This is a genomic window from Pseudomonas sp. R76 (assembly GCF_009834565.1).
GTDB lineage: Bacteria > Pseudomonadota > Gammaproteobacteria > Pseudomonadales > Pseudomonadaceae > Aquipseudomonas.
Map to the genome: position 1 here is coordinate 3,988,404 of NZ_CP019428.1, position 19,197 is coordinate 4,007,600.

The 19,197-nt window shown below is 62.8% G+C and carries 16 protein-coding genes; 10 read left to right on the top strand and 6 right to left on the bottom strand.

The window, feature by feature from the left end; genetic code table 11:
• Positions 1 to 148 precede the first annotated feature (148 nt).
• Positions 149 to 1,357, bottom strand: coding sequence for an urea ABC transporter substrate-binding protein (urtA, locus tag PspR76_RS17815; protein WP_065906042.1), 1,209 nt, complete (start codon positions 1,355 to 1,357; stop codon positions 149 to 151).
• Positions 1,358 to 1,671: 314 nt separating this feature from the next.
• Here urtA and PspR76_RS17820 point away from each other — a divergent pair, with 314 nt between their 5' ends.
• Both PspR76_RS17820 and PspR76_RS17825 read left to right on the top strand, forming a co-directional pair.
• Positions 1,672 to 5,055 (top strand): ATP-binding protein, encoded by a 3,384-nt coding sequence (locus PspR76_RS17820; RefSeq protein ID WP_159957344.1) that lies wholly within the window; start codon positions 1,672 to 1,674, stop codon positions 5,053 to 5,055.
• Positions 5,030 to 5,695 carry a response regulator gene (locus PspR76_RS17825; RefSeq protein ID WP_159957346.1) on the top strand — a complete coding sequence of 222 codons (666 nt, stop codon included), beginning with the start codon at positions 5,030 to 5,032 and terminating at the stop codon, positions 5,693 to 5,695. Before PspR76_RS17820 ends, PspR76_RS17825 begins: the two co-directional genes overlap by 26 nt.
• Before the next feature lie 151 nt (positions 5,696 to 5,846).
• Here PspR76_RS17825 and PspR76_RS17830 read toward each other — a convergent pair whose 3' ends face one another.
• A complete protein-coding gene (locus PspR76_RS17830) occupies positions 5,847 to 6,677 on the bottom strand; it encodes an IclR family transcriptional regulator (RefSeq protein WP_159957348.1) in 831 nt (276 codons plus the stop codon).
• Between the two features lie 242 nt (positions 6,678 to 6,919).
• Between PspR76_RS17830 and PspR76_RS17835 the strand changes: the two genes are divergently transcribed.
• Genes PspR76_RS17835 through PspR76_RS17865 form a run of 7 tightly spaced genes read left to right on the top strand, consistent with a single transcriptional unit; the run spans position 6,920 to position 13,359 of the window.
• Positions 6,920 to 7,948, top strand: a complete 1,029-nt coding sequence (locus PspR76_RS17835; RefSeq protein ID WP_159957350.1) for an ABC transporter ATP-binding protein — start codon at positions 6,920 to 6,922, stop codon at positions 7,946 to 7,948.
• Positions 7,945 to 8,790, top strand: a complete 846-nt coding sequence (locus tag PspR76_RS17840; protein ID WP_159957352.1) for an ABC transporter permease — start codon at positions 7,945 to 7,947, stop codon at positions 8,788 to 8,790. The genes PspR76_RS17835 and PspR76_RS17840 overlap by 4 nt, the downstream gene beginning before the upstream one ends.
• Before the next feature lie 4 nt (positions 8,791 to 8,794).
• Positions 8,795 to 9,589, top strand: a complete 795-nt coding sequence (locus PspR76_RS17845; protein WP_159957354.1) for an ABC transporter permease — start codon at positions 8,795 to 8,797, stop codon at positions 9,587 to 9,589.
• Positions 9,589 to 9,879 (top strand): (2Fe-2S)-binding protein, encoded by a 291-nt coding sequence (locus tag PspR76_RS17850; protein ID WP_159957356.1) that lies wholly within the window; start codon positions 9,589 to 9,591, stop codon positions 9,877 to 9,879. Before PspR76_RS17845 ends, PspR76_RS17850 begins: the two co-directional genes overlap by 1 nt.
• Positions 9,876 to 11,219 (top strand): FAD/NAD(P)-dependent oxidoreductase, encoded by a 1,344-nt coding sequence (locus tag PspR76_RS17855; protein WP_159957358.1) that lies wholly within the window; start codon positions 9,876 to 9,878, stop codon positions 11,217 to 11,219. The genes PspR76_RS17850 and PspR76_RS17855 overlap by 4 nt, the downstream gene beginning before the upstream one ends.
• Entirely contained in the window at positions 11,216 to 12,313 is a 1,098-nt protein-coding gene (locus PspR76_RS17860) for an NAD(P)/FAD-dependent oxidoreductase (protein WP_159957360.1), read from the top strand. The genes PspR76_RS17855 and PspR76_RS17860 overlap by 4 nt, the downstream gene beginning before the upstream one ends.
• Positions 12,314 to 12,327: 14 nt before the next feature.
• Positions 12,328 to 13,359: an ABC transporter substrate-binding protein gene (locus PspR76_RS17865; protein ID WP_159957362.1), complete on the top strand. Its 1,032-nt coding sequence runs from the start codon at positions 12,328 to 12,330 to the stop codon at positions 13,357 to 13,359.
• Between the two features lie 573 nt (positions 13,360 to 13,932).
• Here the strand turns inward: PspR76_RS17865 and PspR76_RS17870 are convergent.
• Together PspR76_RS17870 and PspR76_RS17875 are read right to left on the bottom strand one after the other, a co-directional pair.
• Complete coding sequence (locus PspR76_RS17870; protein WP_159957364.1) at positions 13,933 to 14,949, bottom strand: MBL fold metallo-hydrolase; 1,017 nt, start codon at positions 14,947 to 14,949, stop codon at positions 13,933 to 13,935.
• Positions 14,946 to 16,061: an NADH:flavin oxidoreductase gene (locus tag PspR76_RS17875; RefSeq protein ID WP_159957366.1), complete on the bottom strand. Its 1,116-nt coding sequence runs from the start codon at positions 16,059 to 16,061 to the stop codon at positions 14,946 to 14,948. Before PspR76_RS17875 ends, PspR76_RS17870 begins: the two co-directional genes overlap by 4 nt.
• 117 nt (positions 16,062 to 16,178) lie before the next feature.
• On the opposite strand from PspR76_RS17875, the gene PspR76_RS17880 reads away from it, so the two are divergent.
• The gene (locus PspR76_RS17880) at positions 16,179 to 17,069 is read left to right on the top strand and encodes a LysR family transcriptional regulator (RefSeq protein WP_159957368.1); all 891 of its coding nucleotides are present in this window, start codon (positions 16,179 to 16,181) and stop codon (positions 17,067 to 17,069) included.
• On the opposite strand, the gene nadE is transcribed toward PspR76_RS17880, so the two are convergent.
• Both nadE and pncB read right to left on the bottom strand, forming a co-directional pair.
• Positions 17,070 to 17,879 carry an ammonia-dependent NAD(+) synthetase gene (gene nadE, locus PspR76_RS17885; RefSeq protein WP_159957370.1) on the bottom strand — a complete coding sequence of 270 codons (810 nt, stop codon included), beginning with the start codon at positions 17,877 to 17,879 and terminating at the stop codon, positions 17,070 to 17,072. It abuts the gene before it with no gap.
• Between the two features lie 75 nt (positions 17,880 to 17,954).
• The gene (gene pncB, locus PspR76_RS17890; RefSeq protein WP_159957372.1) at positions 17,955 to 19,193 is read right to left on the bottom strand and encodes a nicotinate phosphoribosyltransferase; all 1,239 of its coding nucleotides are present in this window, start codon (positions 19,191 to 19,193) and stop codon (positions 17,955 to 17,957) included.
• Positions 19,194 to 19,197: the final 4 nt, after the last annotated feature.

Genomic DNA, 19,197 nt, shown 5'->3' on the forward strand with positions numbered 1-19,197 from the left:
TGCATTCTGCTGTTGATTTATGTGGGAGCTGGCTTGCCTGCGATGCTGGCGACTCGGTCTTTCAGTTACACCGAGGTGATGCCATCGCAGGCAAGCCAGCTCCCACACAAAGCCGGTTACCACATTTAGATCGATGCCAGACTTGAGGTTATTGGTAGCCTTTAGGGAAAGGATTCGGCTCGATCAGATCCGACTCGTAGATCACCTTGAACTGCCCGTTTGGCTGCACTTCACCGATGCGCGACTTGCTCCACAGGTGGTGGTTTTCGTGGATCTTCACGTAGCCTTCCGGCGCGGTTTTCAGTTCGATACCCGGGGACGCTGCGACGACTTTATCCACGTCGAAACTGCCGGCCTTCTCCACCGCCGCTTTCCACAACCACGGGCCGAGGTACGCCGCCTGGGTCACGTCGCCGATCACCGCGTCCTTGCCGTATTTGGCCTTGAAGGCTTCGACGAAGGCTTTGTTGTTGGGGTTGTCCAGGCTCTGGAAGTACTTCATCGAGGCATAGAAACCGGCCATGTTTTCGCCGCCGATGCCGAGCAATTCGTCTTCGGTGACCGACAGGGTCAGCAGGGTTTGTTTGGACGAGTTCACGCCTGCCGCATTCAACTGTTTGTAGAACGCGACGTTGGAGCCACCCACCACTGCGGCGAACACCACGTCCGGTTTCTTCAGCTTGACCTTGTTGATCAGCGAGCCGAACTGGGTATTGCCCAGCGGGTAGTAGTCTTCGCCAACCACGGTGCCGTGCAGCACGTTTTCAATGTGCTTGCGCGCGATCTTCATCGAGGTGCGCGGCCAGATGTAGTCCGAGCCCACCAGGTAGAAGGTCTTGGCGCCTTTGGTCTTGGCGATCCAGTCCAGGCTGGCGAGGATTTGCTGGGTGGCTTCTTGCCCGGTGTAGATCACGTTTTTCGACTGTTCCAGGCCTTCATAGAAGGTCGGGTAGTAGAGCAAGCCGTTTTCTTTTTCGAAGATCGGCAGCACGGCTTTGCGCGAAGCCGAGGTCCAGCAGCCGAACACGGCGGCGACCTTGTCGTTGACCAGCAACTTCTTGGCTTTTTCCGCGAAGGTCGGCCAGTCGGAAGCGCCGTCTTCCTGAATCACCTTGATCTGGCGCCCCAGGATCCCGCCCGACGCGTTGATCTGTTCGATGGCCAGGCGTTCGGCCTGGATCGAGCCGGTCTCGGAAATCGCCATGGTGCCGGTGGCCGAGTGCAACTGGCCGACGGTGACTTCGGTGGGGGTCACGGCCAGGCCTTCGTTATCGGCCAGCACGCCCTGGCTGAACAGAGCGGCCGCCAGTAAGGACAAGGCCAACAGCGGTTTGGAGCGAATCAATCGTGGTGCCATGGGGCGACTCCTCTGCAATGAGGGGTTCAGCATGGCGGCAGCGGGCCAGCGCGGGTATACGCAGCCTGACGTAACGGCGTACGTCATTTGACGTATGCCACATCGCACCAATGCAGGGCAGGATCGCGTCGCCGAATTCAATGGAAATCGAATGTGGGAGCGGGCTTGCTCGCGAATGCGTTGTATCAGTCACTGATGTACAGCCTGACCCACCGCATTCGCGAGCAAGCCCGCTCCCACATTTGGATCTTCGGCGTCTGCCAGGGCATGGAACTTGCTCATTCAACCACGGCCCTTCTGCGGAGTCCTCCACCGTGCACCCCACCTCCGGCACCCAGCGCATCGTCAAGATCCGCCGCGACTACAACACCTGGGTCGCCGACGAGACCATGGAAGACTACGCCCTGCGCTACACCCCCAAGTCGTTTCGCAAATGGTCGGAACTGCGCATCGCCAACACGGCCTTGGGCGCGGTTTCATTCCTGGCGCTGGAAGCCATCGGCGGCGTGCTGGCCTTGAGTTACGGCTTTACCAACACCTTCTGGGCGATCCTCACCGTCAGCCTGGTGATCTTCCTCACCGGCCTGCCCATCAGCTATTACGCCGCCCGTTACGGCGTGGACATGGACCTGCTGACCCGTGGCGCGGGCTTCGGCTATATCGGCTCGACCATTACCTCGCTGATCTATGCCAGCTTCACCTTCCTGTTTTTCGCCCTTGAAGCGGCGATCATGGCCCTGGCCCTGGAGCTGTATTTTCACATCCCGCTGGCCATCGCCTATGTGATCTGCTCGCTGCTGGTGATTCCGTTGGTGGCCTACGGCGTGACCCTGATCAGCCGCCTGCAGCTGTGGACGCAACCCCTTTGGCTGCTGTTGCTGGTGCTGCCCTACGGGTTCGTCTGGTGGAAAAACCCCGACGCCTTCAGCGACTGGACCAGCTTTGTCGGGCGCAGCGGCGACAGCGGCGGGTTCAACCTGTTGGCGTTCTGCGCCGCCTGCACCGTGGCGCTGTCGCTGGTGACGCAAATCGGCGAACAGGTCGACTACCTGCGCTTCCTGCCGGAAAAAACCGCCGCCAACCGCAAACGCTGGTGGGCCGCCCTGCTCTGCGCCGGGCCCGGCTGGATCATCCCCGGCGCGCTGAAGATGTTCGCCGGGGCGTTCCTCGCCTTCCTCGCGCTGCAACATGAAATCCCCATGGAGCGCGCCGCCGAGCCGACCCAGATGTACCTCGTCGCGTTCCGCTACGTGTTCAGCTCGCCGGAATGGGCGCTCGGCGCGATGGTGCTGTTCGTGGTCATCTCGCAGATGAAGATCAACCTGACCAACGCCTACGCCGGTTCCCTGGCCTGGTCGAATTTCTTCGCCCGCGTCACCCACAGCCACCCTGGCCGCGTGGTGTGGCTGGTGTTCAACGTGGCCATTGCGCTGATGCTGATGGAGCTGGGCGTGTTCGATGTGATCGACCAGGTGCTGGGGCTTTACGCGAACATCGCGATTGCCTGGATCGGCACGCTGGTGGCCGACCTGGTGATCAACAAGCCGCTGGGCCTGTCGCCCAAACATATCGAGTTCAAGCGCGCGCACCTTTACGACATCAACCCGGTGGGCGTTGGCTCGATGCTGATTGCCTCGTTGCTGTCGATCCTCGCCCACTTCGGCCTGTTTGGTGCCCTGGCCCAGGCCGCACCGCCGTTCGTGGCGCTGGGTACGGCGCTGATCATGGCGCCGCTGCTGGCGTGGCTGACCAAGGGCAAGTACTACATCGCGCGCACCAGCGATCTGCACTTGATTCACCCGGTGGCACCCGCCACCCACGCGGTGTGCGGGCTGTGCAGCAACCCGTTCGAAACCGCCGACATGGCGTTCTGCCCGGCCTACAGCACGCCGATCTGTTCGCTGTGTTGCTCGCTGGACGCGCGTTGCGGTGACCGTTGCAAGCCCCATGCGCGGCTGGTCACGCAGTTCGAAGGCGTATTGCGCTGGCTGCTGCCCAACACCTTGATGCCACGCCTGCACACGCGGCTGGCGCATTACTTGGGGCTGTTATTGGTGCTGGTGCTGCTGCTGGCCGGCGCATTGGCGCTGATTTACGTGCAGGCCGCCCAAGGGCTGCCGCATTCCGAGACCTTGTATCAGGCGTTTTTCAAGGCGTTCCTGACCCTGTCGGTACTGGCCGCCGTGCTCGCCTGGTGGGTGGTGCTGACCCGCGAAAGCCGCCGCGTCGCCCAGGAAGAATCCGACCGCCAGACCCTGCTGCTGATGCAGGAAATCGACGCCCACAGCCTCACCGACCAAGCCCTGCAACAAGCCAAGGAAGCCTCGGAAGCCGCGAACGCCGCCAAAAGCCGTTACGTCACCGGGCTGTCCCACGAGCTGCGCACGCCGCTGAACAGCATCCTCGGCTTTACCCAAATCCTGCAGCGCGACACCGCCATGCCCGACCAGCACCAGGACGCCCTGGCGACCATCCTGCGCAGTGGCTCGCACCTGTTATCGCTGATCGATGGCCTGCTCGACGTGGCCAAGATCGAGGCCGGCAAATTGCGCCTGGAACTCACCGAAATCCCCTTTCCCGAATTGATCCACGACCTCGAACAGATGTTCACCCCGCAAGCCCAGGACAAAGGCCTGCGCTTTCGCCTCGACTGCGTCGGCAAAATCCCGGCGGTGGTGCGCGGTGACGAAAAACGTGTGCGCCAGATCCTGATCAACCTGCTCGGCAACGCGGTGAACTTCACTGACAGCGGCGAGGTGTGCCTGCGCGTCAGCTACCGGCGCGAGACCGCCAACTTTGAAATCATCGACACCGGCATCGGCATTGATCCGGGGCAGATCGAACGGATTTTCCAGCCGTTCGAGCGCGGCGATTTGATGCGCCAGGACAAGGGCGTCGGTTTGGGCCTGACCATCACGCGCATGCTCACCGCCTTGATGGGCGGCGAGTTGCGCGTCACCAGCGAACTGGACAAAGGCACGTGCTTTCAGGTGCGGCTGTTCCTCTCGCAAGTGCGCGCGCCGCAAGCCGTGGTGCACGTAGAACACGACATCATCGGCTATCACGGCGTGCGCCGACGCATCCTGGTGGTGGACGACCATGTGGACCATCGCAAAGTGCTCAGCGGCATGCTCACGCCGCTGGGTTTTGAAGTGATCCAGGCCAGCAATGGCCAGGACGCCATCCGCCAGGTGGCGCTGCTGGCGCCGGACCTGATCCTGATGGACCTGTCAATGCCGACCCTGGATGGCTGGGAAACCAGCCGCTTGATCCGGCGTAACGCGCTGTCCAGCGCGCCGATCATCGTGATCTCGGCCAACGCCTTTACCGACGACCGCGAACGCAGTATCGCCGCCGCCTGCAACGACTACCTGGCCAAGCCGGTGCGCACCCCGGAACTGCTCGGGCGCCTGCAACTGCACCTGGATTTGCAGTGGCTGCGCCGCACCAAAACCTTCACGCCGCCGGCGCCACCCAGCGTACTGCCCAGCCCGGAAGACCTCGCCGCCCTCGCCGAACTCAGCGCCATCGGCTACGTGCGCGGCCTGCATGAAAAACTCGACACCATCCTGGAGCATCAGCCGGACGCCGCGCCTTTCATCAACAAAGTGCGCGGTTTACTCAAGAGCTTCCGCCTGGATGAACTCAACCGAACCCTCAAGGAGGCCGAAGATGAATGCGCTCACCCGCAGCACTGAACCCGGCGTAGTGCTGATCGTCGATGACACCCCGGACAACCTGGCCATGCTCTCCGACGCCCTCGACGACGCGGGCTACATGGTGTTGGTGGCGCTGGACGGCCTCAGCGCGTTGAACCGCGTGCAACGCAGGCGCCCGGACCTGATCCTGCTGGATGCAATGATGCCGGGCCTGGACGGCTTCGAAACCTGCCGCCGGCTCAAGGCGCAACCGGCCAGCGCGGATATCCCGGTGGTGTTCATGACCGGGCTGACCGACAGCAAGCACGTGGTGCAAGGTTTTGAGGTGGGTGGCAGTGATTACGTGACCAAGCCGATCCAGACCGATGAAGTGCTGGCACGGGTCGCGGCGCATTTGCGCACGTCACGGATTTTGCTCTCGGCGCGCGCGGCGACACAGCCGAGTGTGTTGACGCTGGAGGACGCATCGGCGCAACGGCTGCTATCCGCGCGGTTTCAACTGACCGAGCGCGAGGTGGAGGTGCTGCGTTGGGTGGCGTGCGGGAAAACCAATCGGGATATCGGCGATATCCTGGGGTTGAGCCCCAGGACGGTGAACAAGCATTTGGAGCATGTGTATGTGAAGCTCGGCGTGGAGACGCGAACAGCGGCGACGTCAGTCGCCCTGGCCGCCATCTGAATGTGTGTAGGGCTTGTGTGGGAGCTGGCTTGTGTGGGAGCTGGCTTGCCTGCGATGGCATCGACTGGTTATGCCTGATACACCAAGGTGCCTGCATCGCAGGCAAGCCAGCTCCCACAGAAAAGCGGATCTTCATCAGGGCTGAGATGGGTTATCCCCCAAAAGTCTGTGAAGGCCGGCGCAGGGTCGGATCAAAGGGGTTGATCCTTGGCCCGATCGCTGCCGCCTCACGCTTGAGCAACTCCACCACCATCGGCAACCGGCTCGGCCCCAGCCGGTCACTGATGGTCGCCACACTCAACGCCGCCACCGCATGCCCGTCGCGGTTCAGGATCGGCACCGCCAACCCCGCCATGCCTTCCAGCACCCCCGTGTTGCGTGCCGCGTAGCCCAGGCGCCGCACATTCTCGACCTCCGAACGCAGCAGCACCTCGTCATACAGGTGGAAGTCCTTGAGCCGTGGCAGGTTGTAGCGGATCACCGTTTCCCGCTCTTCCTCGGGCAAAAACGCCAGGATCGCCAAACTGCCCTGCCCCACGCCGAGTGCCACGCGGCCACCGATGTCGCCGGTAAAGGTGCGGATCGGGTACGGCCCTTCGCTGCGGTCAAGGCAGATCGCATCAAAGCCGCTGCGTGCCAGCAGGAACAGCGAATCGCCCAACGACGCACTCAAGCGCAACATGCTCGGCCGCACCAGGTCGCGCAGGTTGCCGGTCTTGCCCGCGTTGGCCGCCAGGGCGAAGAACTCCAGGCTCAGGCGATAGCGCTTGCTGCGTGCGTCCTGCTCGACCATGCCTTCGTCCATCAGGCTGCGCAACAGACGGTGGGTGGTCGGTTGGGACAGGCCGACCTGTTGCGCCAACTGGGTCACGCGCTCGCCGCCTTCCGGCACTTCGCCCAGGGTACGCAGCAGCGCGAACAAACGCGACACGCTGCCGGCACCGACTTCTTTGCCGTTGTCATTCCGCTCAGTGGAATCCATAACACTTAATCTCGGTATAAATTCTGGTGAATGAATAAATCTGAAAATAATAGTCCGTTGAGTGAAATTCCATCTTCCGCCCATCCTAGTCTTCGTCCTAATCTGCGTCCACAGGGGCGAAATGAACAACAAACGGCAGCCGACTCAAGATCGAGCGCCAACGCACCGGCAACACCTCATTCGCATCTGCCCAAAACAAAAAAGCGCGTTTCGACGCGACTCAAAAAAGGTGGAACGCAGACATGGCATTTCTCCAACTCAACGCCTTGAGCAAACGCTACGGCGCCGTCGATGCGGTGGTCGCCACCGACCTCGCGGTGGAAAAAGGCGAGTTCGTTTCCCTGCTCGGCCCTTCGGGCTGCGGCAAAACCACCACCTTGCAGATGATTGCCGGCTTCGTCGACGTGAGCGGCGGGCAAATCCTGCTCGACGGCCGCGACATCACCCACGCCAAACCCGCCAGCCGCGGCTTGGGCGTGGTGTTCCAGAGCTACGCGCTGTTCCCGCACATGAGCGTGCGCGACAACGTCGCCTTCGGCCTGAAGATGCGCAAAGTGCCGGCCGCCGAGATCGCCAGCAAGGTTAAAACCGTGCTGGAACTGGTGCGCCTGGCCCCGCACGCCGAGCGCTACCCGCGTGAGCTGTCCGGCGGCCAACGCCAGCGCGTGGCCCTGGCCCGCGCGCTGGTGATCGAGCCGCCGGTGTTGCTGCTGGATGAACCACTGTCCAACCTCGACGCCAACCTGCGCGAAGAAATGCAGTTTGAAATCCGCCGCATCCAGTGCGCCGTGGGCATCACCACCTTGATGGTCACCCACGACCAGGCCGAGGCGCTGTCGATCAGCGACCGCGTGGTGGTGATGCAGGCCGGGCGTGTCACACAGATCGACGCGCCGTACACGCTCTACGAACACCCGCGCACGCGCTTCATTTCAGACTTCGTCGGCAAGGCCAACCTGCTGCCCGGCGACTACGACGAACTCGGCACCCCGCAAGTACGCCATGCCAGCGGCGACGGCGAGCTGACCCTGAGCCTGCGCCCGGAAAAAATCACCTTGGTGGCCGCCGGCACTGGCCGCGTGCAAGGCAAAGTCCTCGACAGCTACTTCTTCGGCAGCCAATGGCTGTACCGCGTCCACACCAGCCTCGGCGAAATCACCGTGGTGCGCAGCAACGACGGCAGCGCGCCGCTCGGCTGCGGCGCGGCGGTGGGCCTGGACTGGCACGCCGGCTTGCTGCGCGTGCTGGCGGCAGATGAGGTGCACGCATGAGTCGCGGTTATCTGTTGTCGTTGCCGGCCCTGGCGCTGTTCACCGGGCTGTTGATTCTGCCGCTGATCATGACGCTGGTGCTGTCGTTCAACGTGTTCGACTACCAGGTCGGCGTGAAGGCGGATGAGTGGACCTTCGCCCATTACCTGTCGCTGTTCAGCGACGCTTACTTCTACGAGATCTTCTGGCGCACCTTCTGGATCAGTGCGCTGGTGACCTTGCTCTGCGTGGTGATTGGCGTGCCCGAGGCCTACATCCTCAGCCGCATGGGCACACCGTGGCGCTCGATCTTTTTGATTCTGATCCTCACGCCGCTGTTGATTTCGGTGGTGGTGCGCGCCTTCGGCTGGAGCTTGCTGCTGGGTGCCGACGGGCTGGTCAACCAAGTGATCCAGGCACTTGGCGGGCGCCCGGTAAAGCTGCTGTACACGCCGTTTGCAGTGATCATCGCGCTGGTGCACGTGATGCTGCCGTTCATGATCATTCCGGTGTGGACCTCGCTGCAAAAACTCGACCCGTCGGCGGAACAGGCGGCGCTGTCGCTGGGCGCCAGCCAAGCCACGGTGATGCGCAAGATCGTGTTGCCGCAGGTAATGCCCGGCGTGTTGTCCGGCACCTTGATTGTGTTCGGCCTGGCGGCCAGCTCGTTTGCGATCCCCGGCCTGCTCGGCGGGCGGCGCCTGAAAATGGTCGCCACGGTGGTGTACGACCAGTACCTCTCGGAACTCAACTGGCCCATGGGCGCGACCATCGCGGTGGTGCTGCTGTTGGTCAACCTGCTGATCATGCTGAGCTGGAACCGCATGGTCGAAAGCCGCTACAAAAAGTCGCTGGGGGTTTAAGCGCATGTCCAGAAACGGTCCTTTGGCCCTCGGCTTTCACGGCCTGGTGGTGCTGTTCATGATGGCGCCACTGGTGGTGGTGTGCCTGGTGGCCTTCACCCCGGAAAACACCTTGAGCCTGCCCACCTCGGGCTTCTCGCTGCGCTGGTTTCGCGCGGTGTTCGAGCGTGCCGACTTTATCCAGGCGTTCTATAACAGCCTGATCCTGGCGTTTACCGCCGCCACGTTGGCCACGCTGATCGCGGTGCCGGCGGCCCTGGCGATCAGCCGTTATCAGTTCCCGGGGCGCAACTTTTTCAGTGCGTTGTTCCTCTCGCCGATCATCATTCCGCACCTGGTGCTGGGCGTGGCGATGCTGCGTGTGTTTGCGCTGATGGGCGTGAATGGCAGCTTCACCTGGCTGATGCTCGCCCACGTGGTGATCATCACCCCGTACGTGCTGCGCCTGGTACTGGCGGCGGCGATTGGCATTGACCGCAGCGCCGAACAGGCGGCGGAGTCGCTGGGCGCCAGCCGCTTTACGCTGTTTCGCCAGATCACCTTGCCGATGATTTTGCCCGGTGTGGCCGGCGGCTGGTTACTGGCGTTCATCAACAGTTTCGATGAGGTGACGCTGTCGATCTTCGTCAGCTCGCCGGCCACGCAGACCCTGCCGGTGCGCATGTACGTGTACGCCACCGAGTCCATCGACCCGATGATGGCGGCGGTGTCGGCGCTGGTGATTGCGCTGACCGCAGCGACGATGATTCTGCTCGACCGGGTCTACGGCCTGGACCGCGTATTGGTGGGGAAACATTGATGGCGCTGTTCAAACGATTGACCGAAACCCAGCGCCCGGCGGTGGCCTTCACCCTGGATGGGCAACCGGCCACGGGCTTGCTTGGCGACACGTTGCTGACCGCCGTGCTGACCTGCGCCGAGCACCTGCGCGGCAGCGATTTCAGCGCCGAACGCCGCGCCGGTTTCTGCCTGATGGGCGCCTGCCAGGATTGCTGGGTGCGCCTGGCAGATGGGCGCCGCGTGCGCGCCTGTTCGACGTTATTGGAAGAAGGCCAGGCGATCAGCCGTGATCCGGGGCGCCAGGCATGAAGCCGATTGTGATTGTGGGCGCAGGCCCGGCCGGCATCAGCGCGGCGCGCACCCTGCTCGACCATGGCATCAAGCCTTGCCTGGTGGATGAAAGCCTGCGTGGCGGCGGGCAGGTTTATCGGCGCCAACCGGCCAATTTCCAGCGCTCGGCCAAGCAACTCTATGGTTTTGAAGCCAGCAAGGCCGAGGCCGTGCACCGCACGCTGGATGAGCTGGCGCCATTGATCGACTACCGCCCGCAAACCCTGGTGTGGAACGCCGAGGACGGGCGCCTGGACATGCTCAACGATGGCCGTGCCGAGAGCCTCGAGTACGCGAAGATTATCGTCGCCACCGGCGCCACCGACCGCATTCTGCCGGTGCCCGGCTGGACCTTGCCCGGCGTCTACAGCCTGGGCGCGGCGCAGATTGCCTTGAAGTATCAAGGCTGCGCCATCGGTGAGCGCGTGGCGTTTTGCGGCAGCGGACCGTTGCTGTACCTGGTGGCGTATCAATACGCCAAGGCTGGGGCCAAGGTGGTCGCGGTGCTCGACAGCGCACCGTTCAGCGCGCAATGCCGCGCCTTGCCGGCGCTGCTCGGGCAACCGGTGACGTTGGCCAAAGGTGTGTATTACCGCGCCTGGCTCACGGCCCATGGCATTCCCGTGCATCAGGGCGCGACGCTCACGCAGATCGACGGTGAGCAACGCGTCAAAGGTATCCGCTGGGGCCAGCACACCTTGGACTGCGATGCCGTGGCCTTCGCCCATGCCTTGCGCAGCGAGACGCAACTGGCGGATTTGCTCGGCTGTGAGTTTGCCTGGAACGGCTTGAACCGCGCCTGGTTGCCACAACGCGACAGCGCCGGACGCAGCAGCATCAATGGCGTGTACCTGGCAGGCGATGGCGCCGGAATCATGGGCGCCGATGCCGCGCAAATGGCCGGTGAACGCGCGGCGTTGGCGGTATTGCAAGACGCGGGCATTGCCACTGATCAGCGCCGCGCCGCCGTCCTTGAGCAGCAATTGGCGAGCATTCAGCGCTTTCGCCATGGCCTGGAAACCGCCTTCCCCTTCCCCGAACACTGGGCCGCGCAGGCGCCGGATGCGCTGATCCTGTGTCGCTGCGAGGAAGTCAGCGTCGGCGATGTGCGCGCCGTGGTGGATGAAGGCCACTGGGAAATCAATCGGGTCAAAGCCCATTGCCGCGTCGGCATGGGCCGCTGCCAGGGGCGCATGTGCGGGTTGGCGGCGGCGGAAATTGTCGCTGAGCGCAGTGGCCGTGAAGTTGAAAACGTCGGGCGCCTGCGCGGCCAGGCGCCGATCAAGCCGCTGCCGTTTGGCGTGGAGGTGCAGCCATGATTGACGTGATCGTATTGGGCGGCGGCATCGTCGGCGCGTCGGCGGCGTTGATGTTGGCGCACAAAGGTCAGCGCGTGGCGTTGGTGGAGCGCGACTTTTGCGGCTCGCATTCCAGCGGTGTTAACTACGGCGGCGTGCGCCGTCAGGGTCGGCCCTTGCATCAATTGCCGTTGTCGCAGCGCGCTCACCAGCTGTGGGCGGACCTGCCGGGGTTGATCGGCATTGACGGCGAGTACGTGCGCTCCGGGCATTTGAAATTGGCCCGCAGCCATGCGGATTTTGCCGCGCTGCAAACCTATGCCGAGCACACCCGAGGCTTTGGGCTGGGCTTGCAGTTGCTGGATCACGCCGAGCTGCGCGCGCGGTTCCCGTGGGTTGGCGATATCGCGGTCGGCGCTTCACTGTGCCCTGAAGACGGGCACGCCAACCCACGCCTGGTGTCGCCGGCTTTTGCCCGCGCCGCGCAGCGTCATGGCGCCGATATCTACGAGCAAGCCGAAGTGATTCGAATCGAACACGACGGCCAGCAATTCCAGGTGCATTGCGCCAACGGCCTGCACCTGCAGGCGCCATGGCTGCTCAACTGTGCCGGCGCGTGGGCCGGGAGTGTCGCCGCGCAATTTGGCGAACCGGTGCCGATCACCTCGGCGCACCCGGCGATGCTGGTCACCGAGCCACTGCCGGTGGTGATGAACGTGAGCACCGGGGTTGAAGGCGGCGGGATTTACGCGCGCCAGGTCGCCCGTGGCAATTGCATCCTGGGCGGCGGCCGTGGCTTTGCGCTGGGCCCGCTGACGGCGCGTCCGGGGCAGGCGGCGGTGCTGGAGATTTTGCGCAACGCCGGCGAGTTGTACCCGTTTCTCAAGGGTGCCCAGGCGATACGTACCTGGAGCGGCACCGAAGGTTACCTACCCGATCATGAACCGGTGATCGGCCCCAGCAGCACCCAACCTGGCCTGCTCCACGGTTTCGGCTTTGCCGGCGCCGGGTTCCAGCTCGGCCCGGCGGTCGGTGAAGCCCTGGCAGAGCTCGTCTGCAGCGGGGCCAGCCGCCAACCCATCGAAGCGTTTTCCATCCGTCGTTTCCAAGCCTGAGAGGAAAAACACCCATGCACACACGTATCGCGCTGTCCTGCTTGACCCTCGCGTTGCTCGCAACCACCGCGCATGCCGCGCCCACGCTGTACCTGGGCATGAACGGCGGCACCATGGAGCGGGTGTACGCCGACAAGGTACTGCCCGCGTTCGAGAAGGCCAATAACGTCAAGGTGGTGATCGTGCCCGGCACCTCGTCGGACATCCTCGCCAAGGTCCAGGCCAACAAAGACAACCCGCAAATGCACGTGATGTTCCTCGACGACGGCATCATGTACCGCGCCATCTCCATGGGCCTGTGCGACAAGCTCACGCCGAACCCGACCCTGGAGCAGATCCCGACCAAGGCCAAAATCAAGGACGAAGCCGTGGCCGTGACCCTCGGCGTCACCGGCCTGGGCTACAACGCCAAGATGTTCAAGGAGAAAGGCTGGGCGGCGCCCACCTCGTGGATGGACCTGGCCGACCCACGCTTCAAAGACAAGGTGGTGTTCCAGTCCCTGGCCTCCTCGACCTTCGGCCTGCACGGCTTCTTGATGTTCAACCGCATCCAGGGCGGCTCCGAAACAAACGTGGAGCCGGGCTTCAAGGCCTGGCCAAAAACCATCGGCCCCAACGTGCTCGAATACATCGCCAGCTCGGCGAAGATCTCCGAGATGGTGCAAACCGACGAAGCCGCGATCTTCCCGCTGACCCCGACCCAGGTGACCACGCAGAAACTGCTGGGCATCCCGATGGAATATGCGCAACCGAAGGAAGGCGCGGTGGTGCTGAACGTGGCCGAGTGCGTGATTGCGCGTAACGACCAGCCGGAACTGGCGCAGAAACTCGCAGCCTTCTTGCTGACCGCCGAAGCCCAGGCGCCGGCATTGGAAGAAGGCGACCAGATTCCGTCCAACCCGACCACGCCGACCACCGATAAAACCCGCGCGCGGGTGGAGGCCATGCAGGGTTACCTGCAGACGGCGATTTCGATTGATTGGGATCAGGTGAATCAGGCACGGCCGGAGTGGAATGCGCGCTGGAGCCGCTCGATCGAGCGCTGATGATCGTTCCCACGCTCTGCGTGGGAACGCCGCCTGGGACGCTCTGCGTCCCATCACACGAGTGACGCAGAGCGTCACGGGATGCATTCCCACGCGGAGCGTGGGGACGATCACTTGGGAGCAAGTCAGTCAGGCCCGATGATCGTTCCCACGCAGAGCGTGGGAACGCCGCCTGGGACGCTCCGCGTCCCATCACACGAGTGACGCAGAGCGTCACGGGATGCATTCCCACGCGGAGCGTGGGGACGATCACGTGGGACCAAGTCAGTCAGGCCTGATGATCGTTCCCACGCTCTGCGTGGGAACGCCGCCTGGGACGCTCCGCGTCCCATCACACGAGTGACGCAGAGCGTCACGGGATGCATTCCCACGCGGAGCGTGGGGACGATCACTTGGGAGCAAGTCAGTCAGGCCTGATGATTGTTCCCACGCTCTGCGTGGGAACGCCGTCTGGGACGCTCTGCGTCCCATCACACGAGTGACGCGGAGCGTCACGGGATGCATTCCCACGCGGAGCGTGGGGACGATCACTTGGGACCAGGTCAGTCAGACCTGGCAACGCGCAAAGTCTGGTTATTTGCCCGCGTTCTGCGCGGGCACATTGACCGGCGCGCACGTGGGGTACACCCCGCAGAACGTGAAGTCGCGATAGGATTTCTGGGTTATCCGGCTTTGGTCACCCTGCCCGGTCCGCAGCTTGGCGGCTTCGAGCATCTCCAGCAGATGCGCGCGGCCAAGCGCCAGGCCCACTTCCTGGGGCGCATAGTGCTGGCCTTTGAGGTTGTCGACATAGGGCGCGCGCTGCTCGATGTGCGAGCCCAATACGTGGGCCACCAACCGGGTACGTGTGAAGTCGACCAACCGTTGCAGGCTGTCCTGCGTCACTTGCGGGTCGGCGTCATTGACGTAAATGCGGCCCGGGTAAACCGAGTCGCCCGTCAGCAGCACGGCGGTCTGGCGGTCATACACGGCGATGCTGGTGGTGTCATGCCCAGGGATTGGGATGATGTCGAGTACGCGACCACCCAGGTCGTAAGTGCCCACTTGCTGCGGCCAGTTGGCGATGCCGAAGAAGGTTTTCAGCGCCTCAACATCACCCGGTTTAACCAAGGTAGTGTTGGGCCGTTTGACGAACAGGGCATCGCCCCAGGTGTGGTCCGCGTGCGAATGCAGGTGGGTGACCACCAGCGGCAGCGAGCGCCGGTTGTGCTTCGCCAGCCATTGGCTGATGACCTTGTCGACGGCACCGACCACATCCGGGACCCGGCCGGTGGACGGGTCTGTGTCACTGCCCGCGCCGGTGTCAAACAAGATCGCGCGGTCCTCACCGAACAACAGGTACAGGAACGGTTTTTCCGCATTCACGCAGCCTGACTCGCGCAAGATATAGAGGTTGGCGTTGAAGGCGTGGACCTGGAAATCCTCATTGGCAGCCGTGCAGTTCGCGGCACCGCTGGACCATGTCAGCGGCAACTGACCCTCCACGTACTGCACACTCGGCAAGTGCTCATCCGTAGTGTGCGCGGCAGACACCAGCGGTGCTGCGGCAACCGCGATCGCCATGCACGCACGTTTGAGGAAGGCGTTCAAAGCGCCTCTCCAAAAGCCAGCTCGCTGCCCTTGATATTGGCAATCGGTCCCAGGATCGCCGCGTCGAACGGCCTCGGTTCGTCCTCCGATTCGAACACCTGTGGCAAGTCCGGGTTGCTCAGGGCACCCTTCCCCACCGCCACCAGGTCAGCGCCGTCTTGCAACGCGCCATTGGCCCGCTCCACGCTGTGCAAACTGCCATTGGCAATCAGGCGCACGCCAGGCGCGTAACGCCGTGCAAGTGCCACCAGGGAATCTCGCCCATCCGCGAAGGCCGGCTGCCACGCTTCGTGTTCGGTCACGTGGATAAAGTCCGCGCCAGCCTCAGCCAGTGAACTGAATATGACCTGAGCGTCTTTTCCCCCACCCGGCCACTTGTAAAAGAAGTCGTTCACTTTGCCTTGCGAAATACGGATGCCCACAGGCACCGAACCACCGACCTCAGCCTTGACGGCTTTGACGATTGCCACCAGCAGGGCCAGGCGACGCTCAAGGCTGCCGCCCCAGCTGTCAGTGCGCAGGTTGGTGTGGGCGTTCAGGAACTGATCAAGCAAATACCCATTCGCACCGTGGATCTCGATGCCGTCAAACCCACTGATGTGCACCGCACGGGAGGCCGACTGGACGAAACCCTGAATCACTTCGTCAATCTGCGCTGCGCTGAGCGGCCGGGGTTGCGGGTAAGCGCCTTCGCCGAAGTAAAAAGCCATTTGCTCACCGACCGGCACCACCGCCGAAGGCGCGACGGTATGGTCACGGAACCGGTTACCTTGGCTGAGCGCACCCGCGTGCATCAACTGTGCAAACATTTTTGTGCCCTGCTGCTGCAGCGCGCGCGTAATACCGGCCCACGCCAGTGCCTGCTGCTCATCGATCAGACCTGGCTGATACCGGTAACCCTGGGAAAACGCCTGGTCAGTGTAGATGCCTTCAGAGATGACCAGGCCAAAGCCGCCCTTTGCAAACCGCAGGTAGTACTGCTGCATGGCGTCGGTGGGCACTCCGTCTTCGCTGGCGCTTACGCGGGTCATCGGTGCGACTGCCAGGCGGTTATTCAACTGCACATTCTTAATAACGCATTTTGATAATATAGTTTGATCGGAGCCAGTCATAGAATGTTCACCTTGGGCTGTTTTAGCTAAGACTTGAATAAACTCCAGCTTACGCAGGCCACGACACTGATTAATCACACGGGCCGTGAAGGCGCTATAACCAATACAGATATAACGATGCTGATTTCCGATGTGCGAATTTTCCTCGCCGTGCACGCAACCGGCGGCTTCTCCGCCGCAGCTCGGCAGCTGGATATCGCGCCGATGCAGGTCTCGCGACGGCTGGCCGCATTGGAAGAGGAGCTTGGCGTGCGCCTGTTTCACCGCACCACGCGTTCGGTGTCGTTGACGGCAGAAGGCGAAGCCCTGCTGCCCTATGCCCAAACCCTGAGTGAAGCCGAAGAAAGTGCGATTGGCGAGTTCAGTCAAACCTCGGGCAAAGTCACCGGCATGTTGCGCATGAGTACGCCCAGCGTATTCGGGCAAACCATCGTACTGGCCGTATTACCGCGCCTATTGGCGCAACACCCTGAGCTGCGGGTTGACCTGAATGTGAGCGACCGTGTGGTGGATATCGTGGCCCAGGGGTTCGACCTGGCGCTGCGCATTGCGCCCTTGGTCGATTCGGAACTGGTCGCTCGCAAGGTCGCGGCCAACCCGCGCGTGATCTGCGCGGCGCCCGACTATTTGAAACGCCGCGGCACCCCACGCGTCGCCGACGATCTGGACAGCCATGACTGCCTGCTGTTGGAGGCTATCCCGCGCTGGCCACTGGTAAAAGACGGCACGCTGTACCGCAAGCGCGTGGCCGGGCGATTGCAGACCACCAGCGTCGATGCGGTCAGAACTGCAGCGCTACGGGGTTTGGGGCTGGCGATGCTGACCTATCTGGATGTGTACACACAATTGCAGGAGGGCTCCCTGATCCAAGTGCAGTTGCAGGACGTTTCCATGGAGCAGTTGGCCGTGTGGGCTATCACCCCGACCCGGCGCTTTGTGCCCCGGCGCGTGAAGGTGTTTCTTGAAGCCCTGGAAGCCGAGTTGGCCGAGCACAGCCCGGGCCACTGATCAGCTTGGGGTAACGGGCAATGCGCGCTTGTGCGCGGTTGTGTTGTAAGCCCCTTCGACGATCCCCTTCACGCGCTCGCTCACTGCTTCGCCCATCAAGTAGGCATCGATCTCGGCGTAGGTGCAGGTGTAGGCGTGCTCGTCCAACTTGCCCGGGGCCAAGTCTTCCAGGTCGGCGGTCGGCGGTTTGTGTACCAGGTTGGCCGGTGCGCCCAGCGATGCAGCCAACAGGCGCACTTGGGTCTTGGTCAGGCCCGACAGCGGTGCCAGGTCGCAGGCGCCGTCGCCGAACTTGGTGAAAAAACCCATCAACGCTTCAGCGCCATGGTCGGTGCCGACCACCAAACCGTTGTGCAGGTTGGCCACGGCGTACTGCGCGATCATCCGCGTGCGCGCCTTGACGTTACCCTTGATGAAATCGACATGCGCGGCGCTGGCTTCGGTGGCGGTGAGGCTGGCCATCAGGCCGTCGACGCTGGCGGCGATGTTCAGGGTGTCGATATGGTCCGGGGCGATAAAATCCAGCGAGGCCTGGGCGTCGCTTTCATCGGCCTGAGTCTTGTACGGCAGGCGCATGGCGATAAAACGCGCAGGGTAGCCTTGGCCACGCAACTGCTCCACGGCCAACTGGCACAAGCGGCCAGCCGTCAGGGAATCGACACCGCCGCTGATACCCAGCACCAGGGCCTTGCAACCGGCGTTGCGCAAGGTGGTCTTGATGAAGTCGATGCGCCGTTGAATCTCCTGCGGCTCGCCGCCCTTGACCAGCTTACGGTTGATATTGAGTTCCTGCGCGATACGTTCCTGCATGTCACACCTCTTTGTGGTCTGCATTGACCTGTGGGAGCGGGCTTGCCCGCGAAGATGGCGTGTCAGTCAACCCATTCAATGCTGACCCACCGCTTTCGGGAGCAAGCCCCCTGCCACAGAAAACACCTTCGCCGCGTACTGCAAAAACGAGGCGTCTTCGCAGACGTTCTTGATCGGGTCATCGGAAAACTTCACCACCGGCTCGCCATGCACGCGCACCAGCTTCATGACGATACTCAGCGGCTCCACACCCTCGACATCGCAAGCCAGGCTGGTGCCCATGCCAAAGCCGAACCTGGCCTTGCCACGGATATGCCGCAGGATCGGCAGGCATTTTTCGAAGTTCAGGCCGTCGGAAAACATCAGGTCCTTGGTCATCGGGTCGATGCCCAGCTGTTTGTAGCGGGCCAGGACTTTGTCGGCCCAGGCGATAGGGTCACCGGAGTCCTGGCGCAGGCCGTCGTAGAGCTTGGCGAAGTACAGGTCGAAATCCTTGAGGAAAAAATCGGTGCTGATGCAGTCGGTCAAGGCGATGCCGAGGCGGCCACGGTATTCGCGCACCCAGTTTTCCAACGCCGCGTTCTGGCTTTCGCGCAGGCGCCCGAGTTGCTGGTGCACCATCAGCCATTGGTGGGCCATGGTGCCGATCAGTGGCAGGTCGAATTCGTAGGCCAAGTGGGCGTTGCTGGTGCCGATGAATTGGCCGGGGAAGTCGCGGCGCATGATGTCCACCACTTCACGCTGGGCCTTGAACGACAGGCGCCGGCGCGTGGAGAAGTCGGAAACGCGCAGGTCGGCCAGCTCGTCGCGGCTGAGGTTTTTCTCCAGCCAGTCGAACTTCTGGTAGAGCTTGCGGGTAACGTCTTCGAGGCTCACGTCAGGGTATTTGTCGCGGTTGCGCAACTCGCTGACCAGCGCCAGCACCGGCTGCTCGAACATGATGCAGTGCAGCATCGGCCCGACCACGCGGATGTTCAGTTGGCCGTCGACTTCGCTGACATGGATGTAGCGCAGGTTGAAGCGGAACAGGCCGAGAAAGCGCTCGTAATCCGGGGTCAGGTATTCGCGAAAGCGTGGGTTGAACAGAAAGCGCAACTCGCCTTCGCGCATGTGCAGGCCGGCGAGTTTTTCCAGTTCGTCGCGCAACTGCGGGATCAAGTGGCCGAGTTTTTCCTTGGAGCGGACGATGAAGTTGTATTCGACGTCGACATTCGGGTGCTGGTGCAACACGGCCTGCATCATGGTGAAGGTGTAGTAGTCGGTGTCGAGCAGGCCCTGAATCACCGGGGACTCGTAGTCGTAGGCACTTTCCATGGTG

Excerpts from the sequence above, each read along its gene's own strand:
- PspR76_RS17860 (WP_159957360.1), top strand. The coding sequence starts at position 11,216 with ATGATTGACGTGATCGTATTGGGCGGCGGCATCGTCGGCGCGTCGGCG.
- PspR76_RS17835 (WP_159957350.1), top strand. The coding sequence starts at position 6,920 with ATGGCATTTCTCCAACTCAACGCCTTGAGCAAACGCTACGGCGCCGTC.
- pncB (WP_159957372.1), bottom strand. The coding sequence starts at position 19,193 with ATGGAAAGTGCCTACGACTACGAGTCCCCGGTGATTCAGGGCCTGCTC.
- PspR76_RS17875 (WP_159957366.1), bottom strand. The coding sequence starts at position 16,061 with ATGACTGGCTCCGATCAAACTATATTATCAAAATGCGTTATTAAGAAT.
- PspR76_RS17850 (WP_159957356.1), top strand. The coding sequence starts at position 9,589 with ATGGCGCTGTTCAAACGATTGACCGAAACCCAGCGCCCGGCGGTGGCC.
- PspR76_RS17830 (WP_159957348.1), bottom strand. The coding sequence starts at position 6,677 with ATGGATTCCACTGAGCGGAATGACAACGGCAAAGAAGTCGGTGCCGGC.
- nadE (WP_159957370.1), bottom strand. The coding sequence starts at position 17,879 with ATGCAGGAACGTATCGCGCAGGAACTCAATATCAACCGTAAGCTGGTC.
- PspR76_RS17840 (WP_159957352.1), top strand. The coding sequence starts at position 7,945 with ATGAGTCGCGGTTATCTGTTGTCGTTGCCGGCCCTGGCGCTGTTCACC.
- urtA (WP_065906042.1), bottom strand. The coding sequence starts at position 1,357 with ATGGCACCACGATTGATTCGCTCCAAACCGCTGTTGGCCTTGTCCTTA.
- PspR76_RS17855 (WP_159957358.1), top strand. The coding sequence starts at position 9,876 with ATGAAGCCGATTGTGATTGTGGGCGCAGGCCCGGCCGGCATCAGCGCG.
- PspR76_RS17845 (WP_159957354.1), top strand. The coding sequence starts at position 8,795 with ATGTCCAGAAACGGTCCTTTGGCCCTCGGCTTTCACGGCCTGGTGGTG.
- PspR76_RS17865 (WP_159957362.1), top strand. The coding sequence starts at position 12,328 with ATGCACACACGTATCGCGCTGTCCTGCTTGACCCTCGCGTTGCTCGCA.
- PspR76_RS17825 (WP_159957346.1), top strand. The coding sequence starts at position 5,030 with ATGAATGCGCTCACCCGCAGCACTGAACCCGGCGTAGTGCTGATCGTC.
- PspR76_RS17880 (WP_159957368.1), top strand. The coding sequence starts at position 16,179 with ATGCTGATTTCCGATGTGCGAATTTTCCTCGCCGTGCACGCAACCGGC.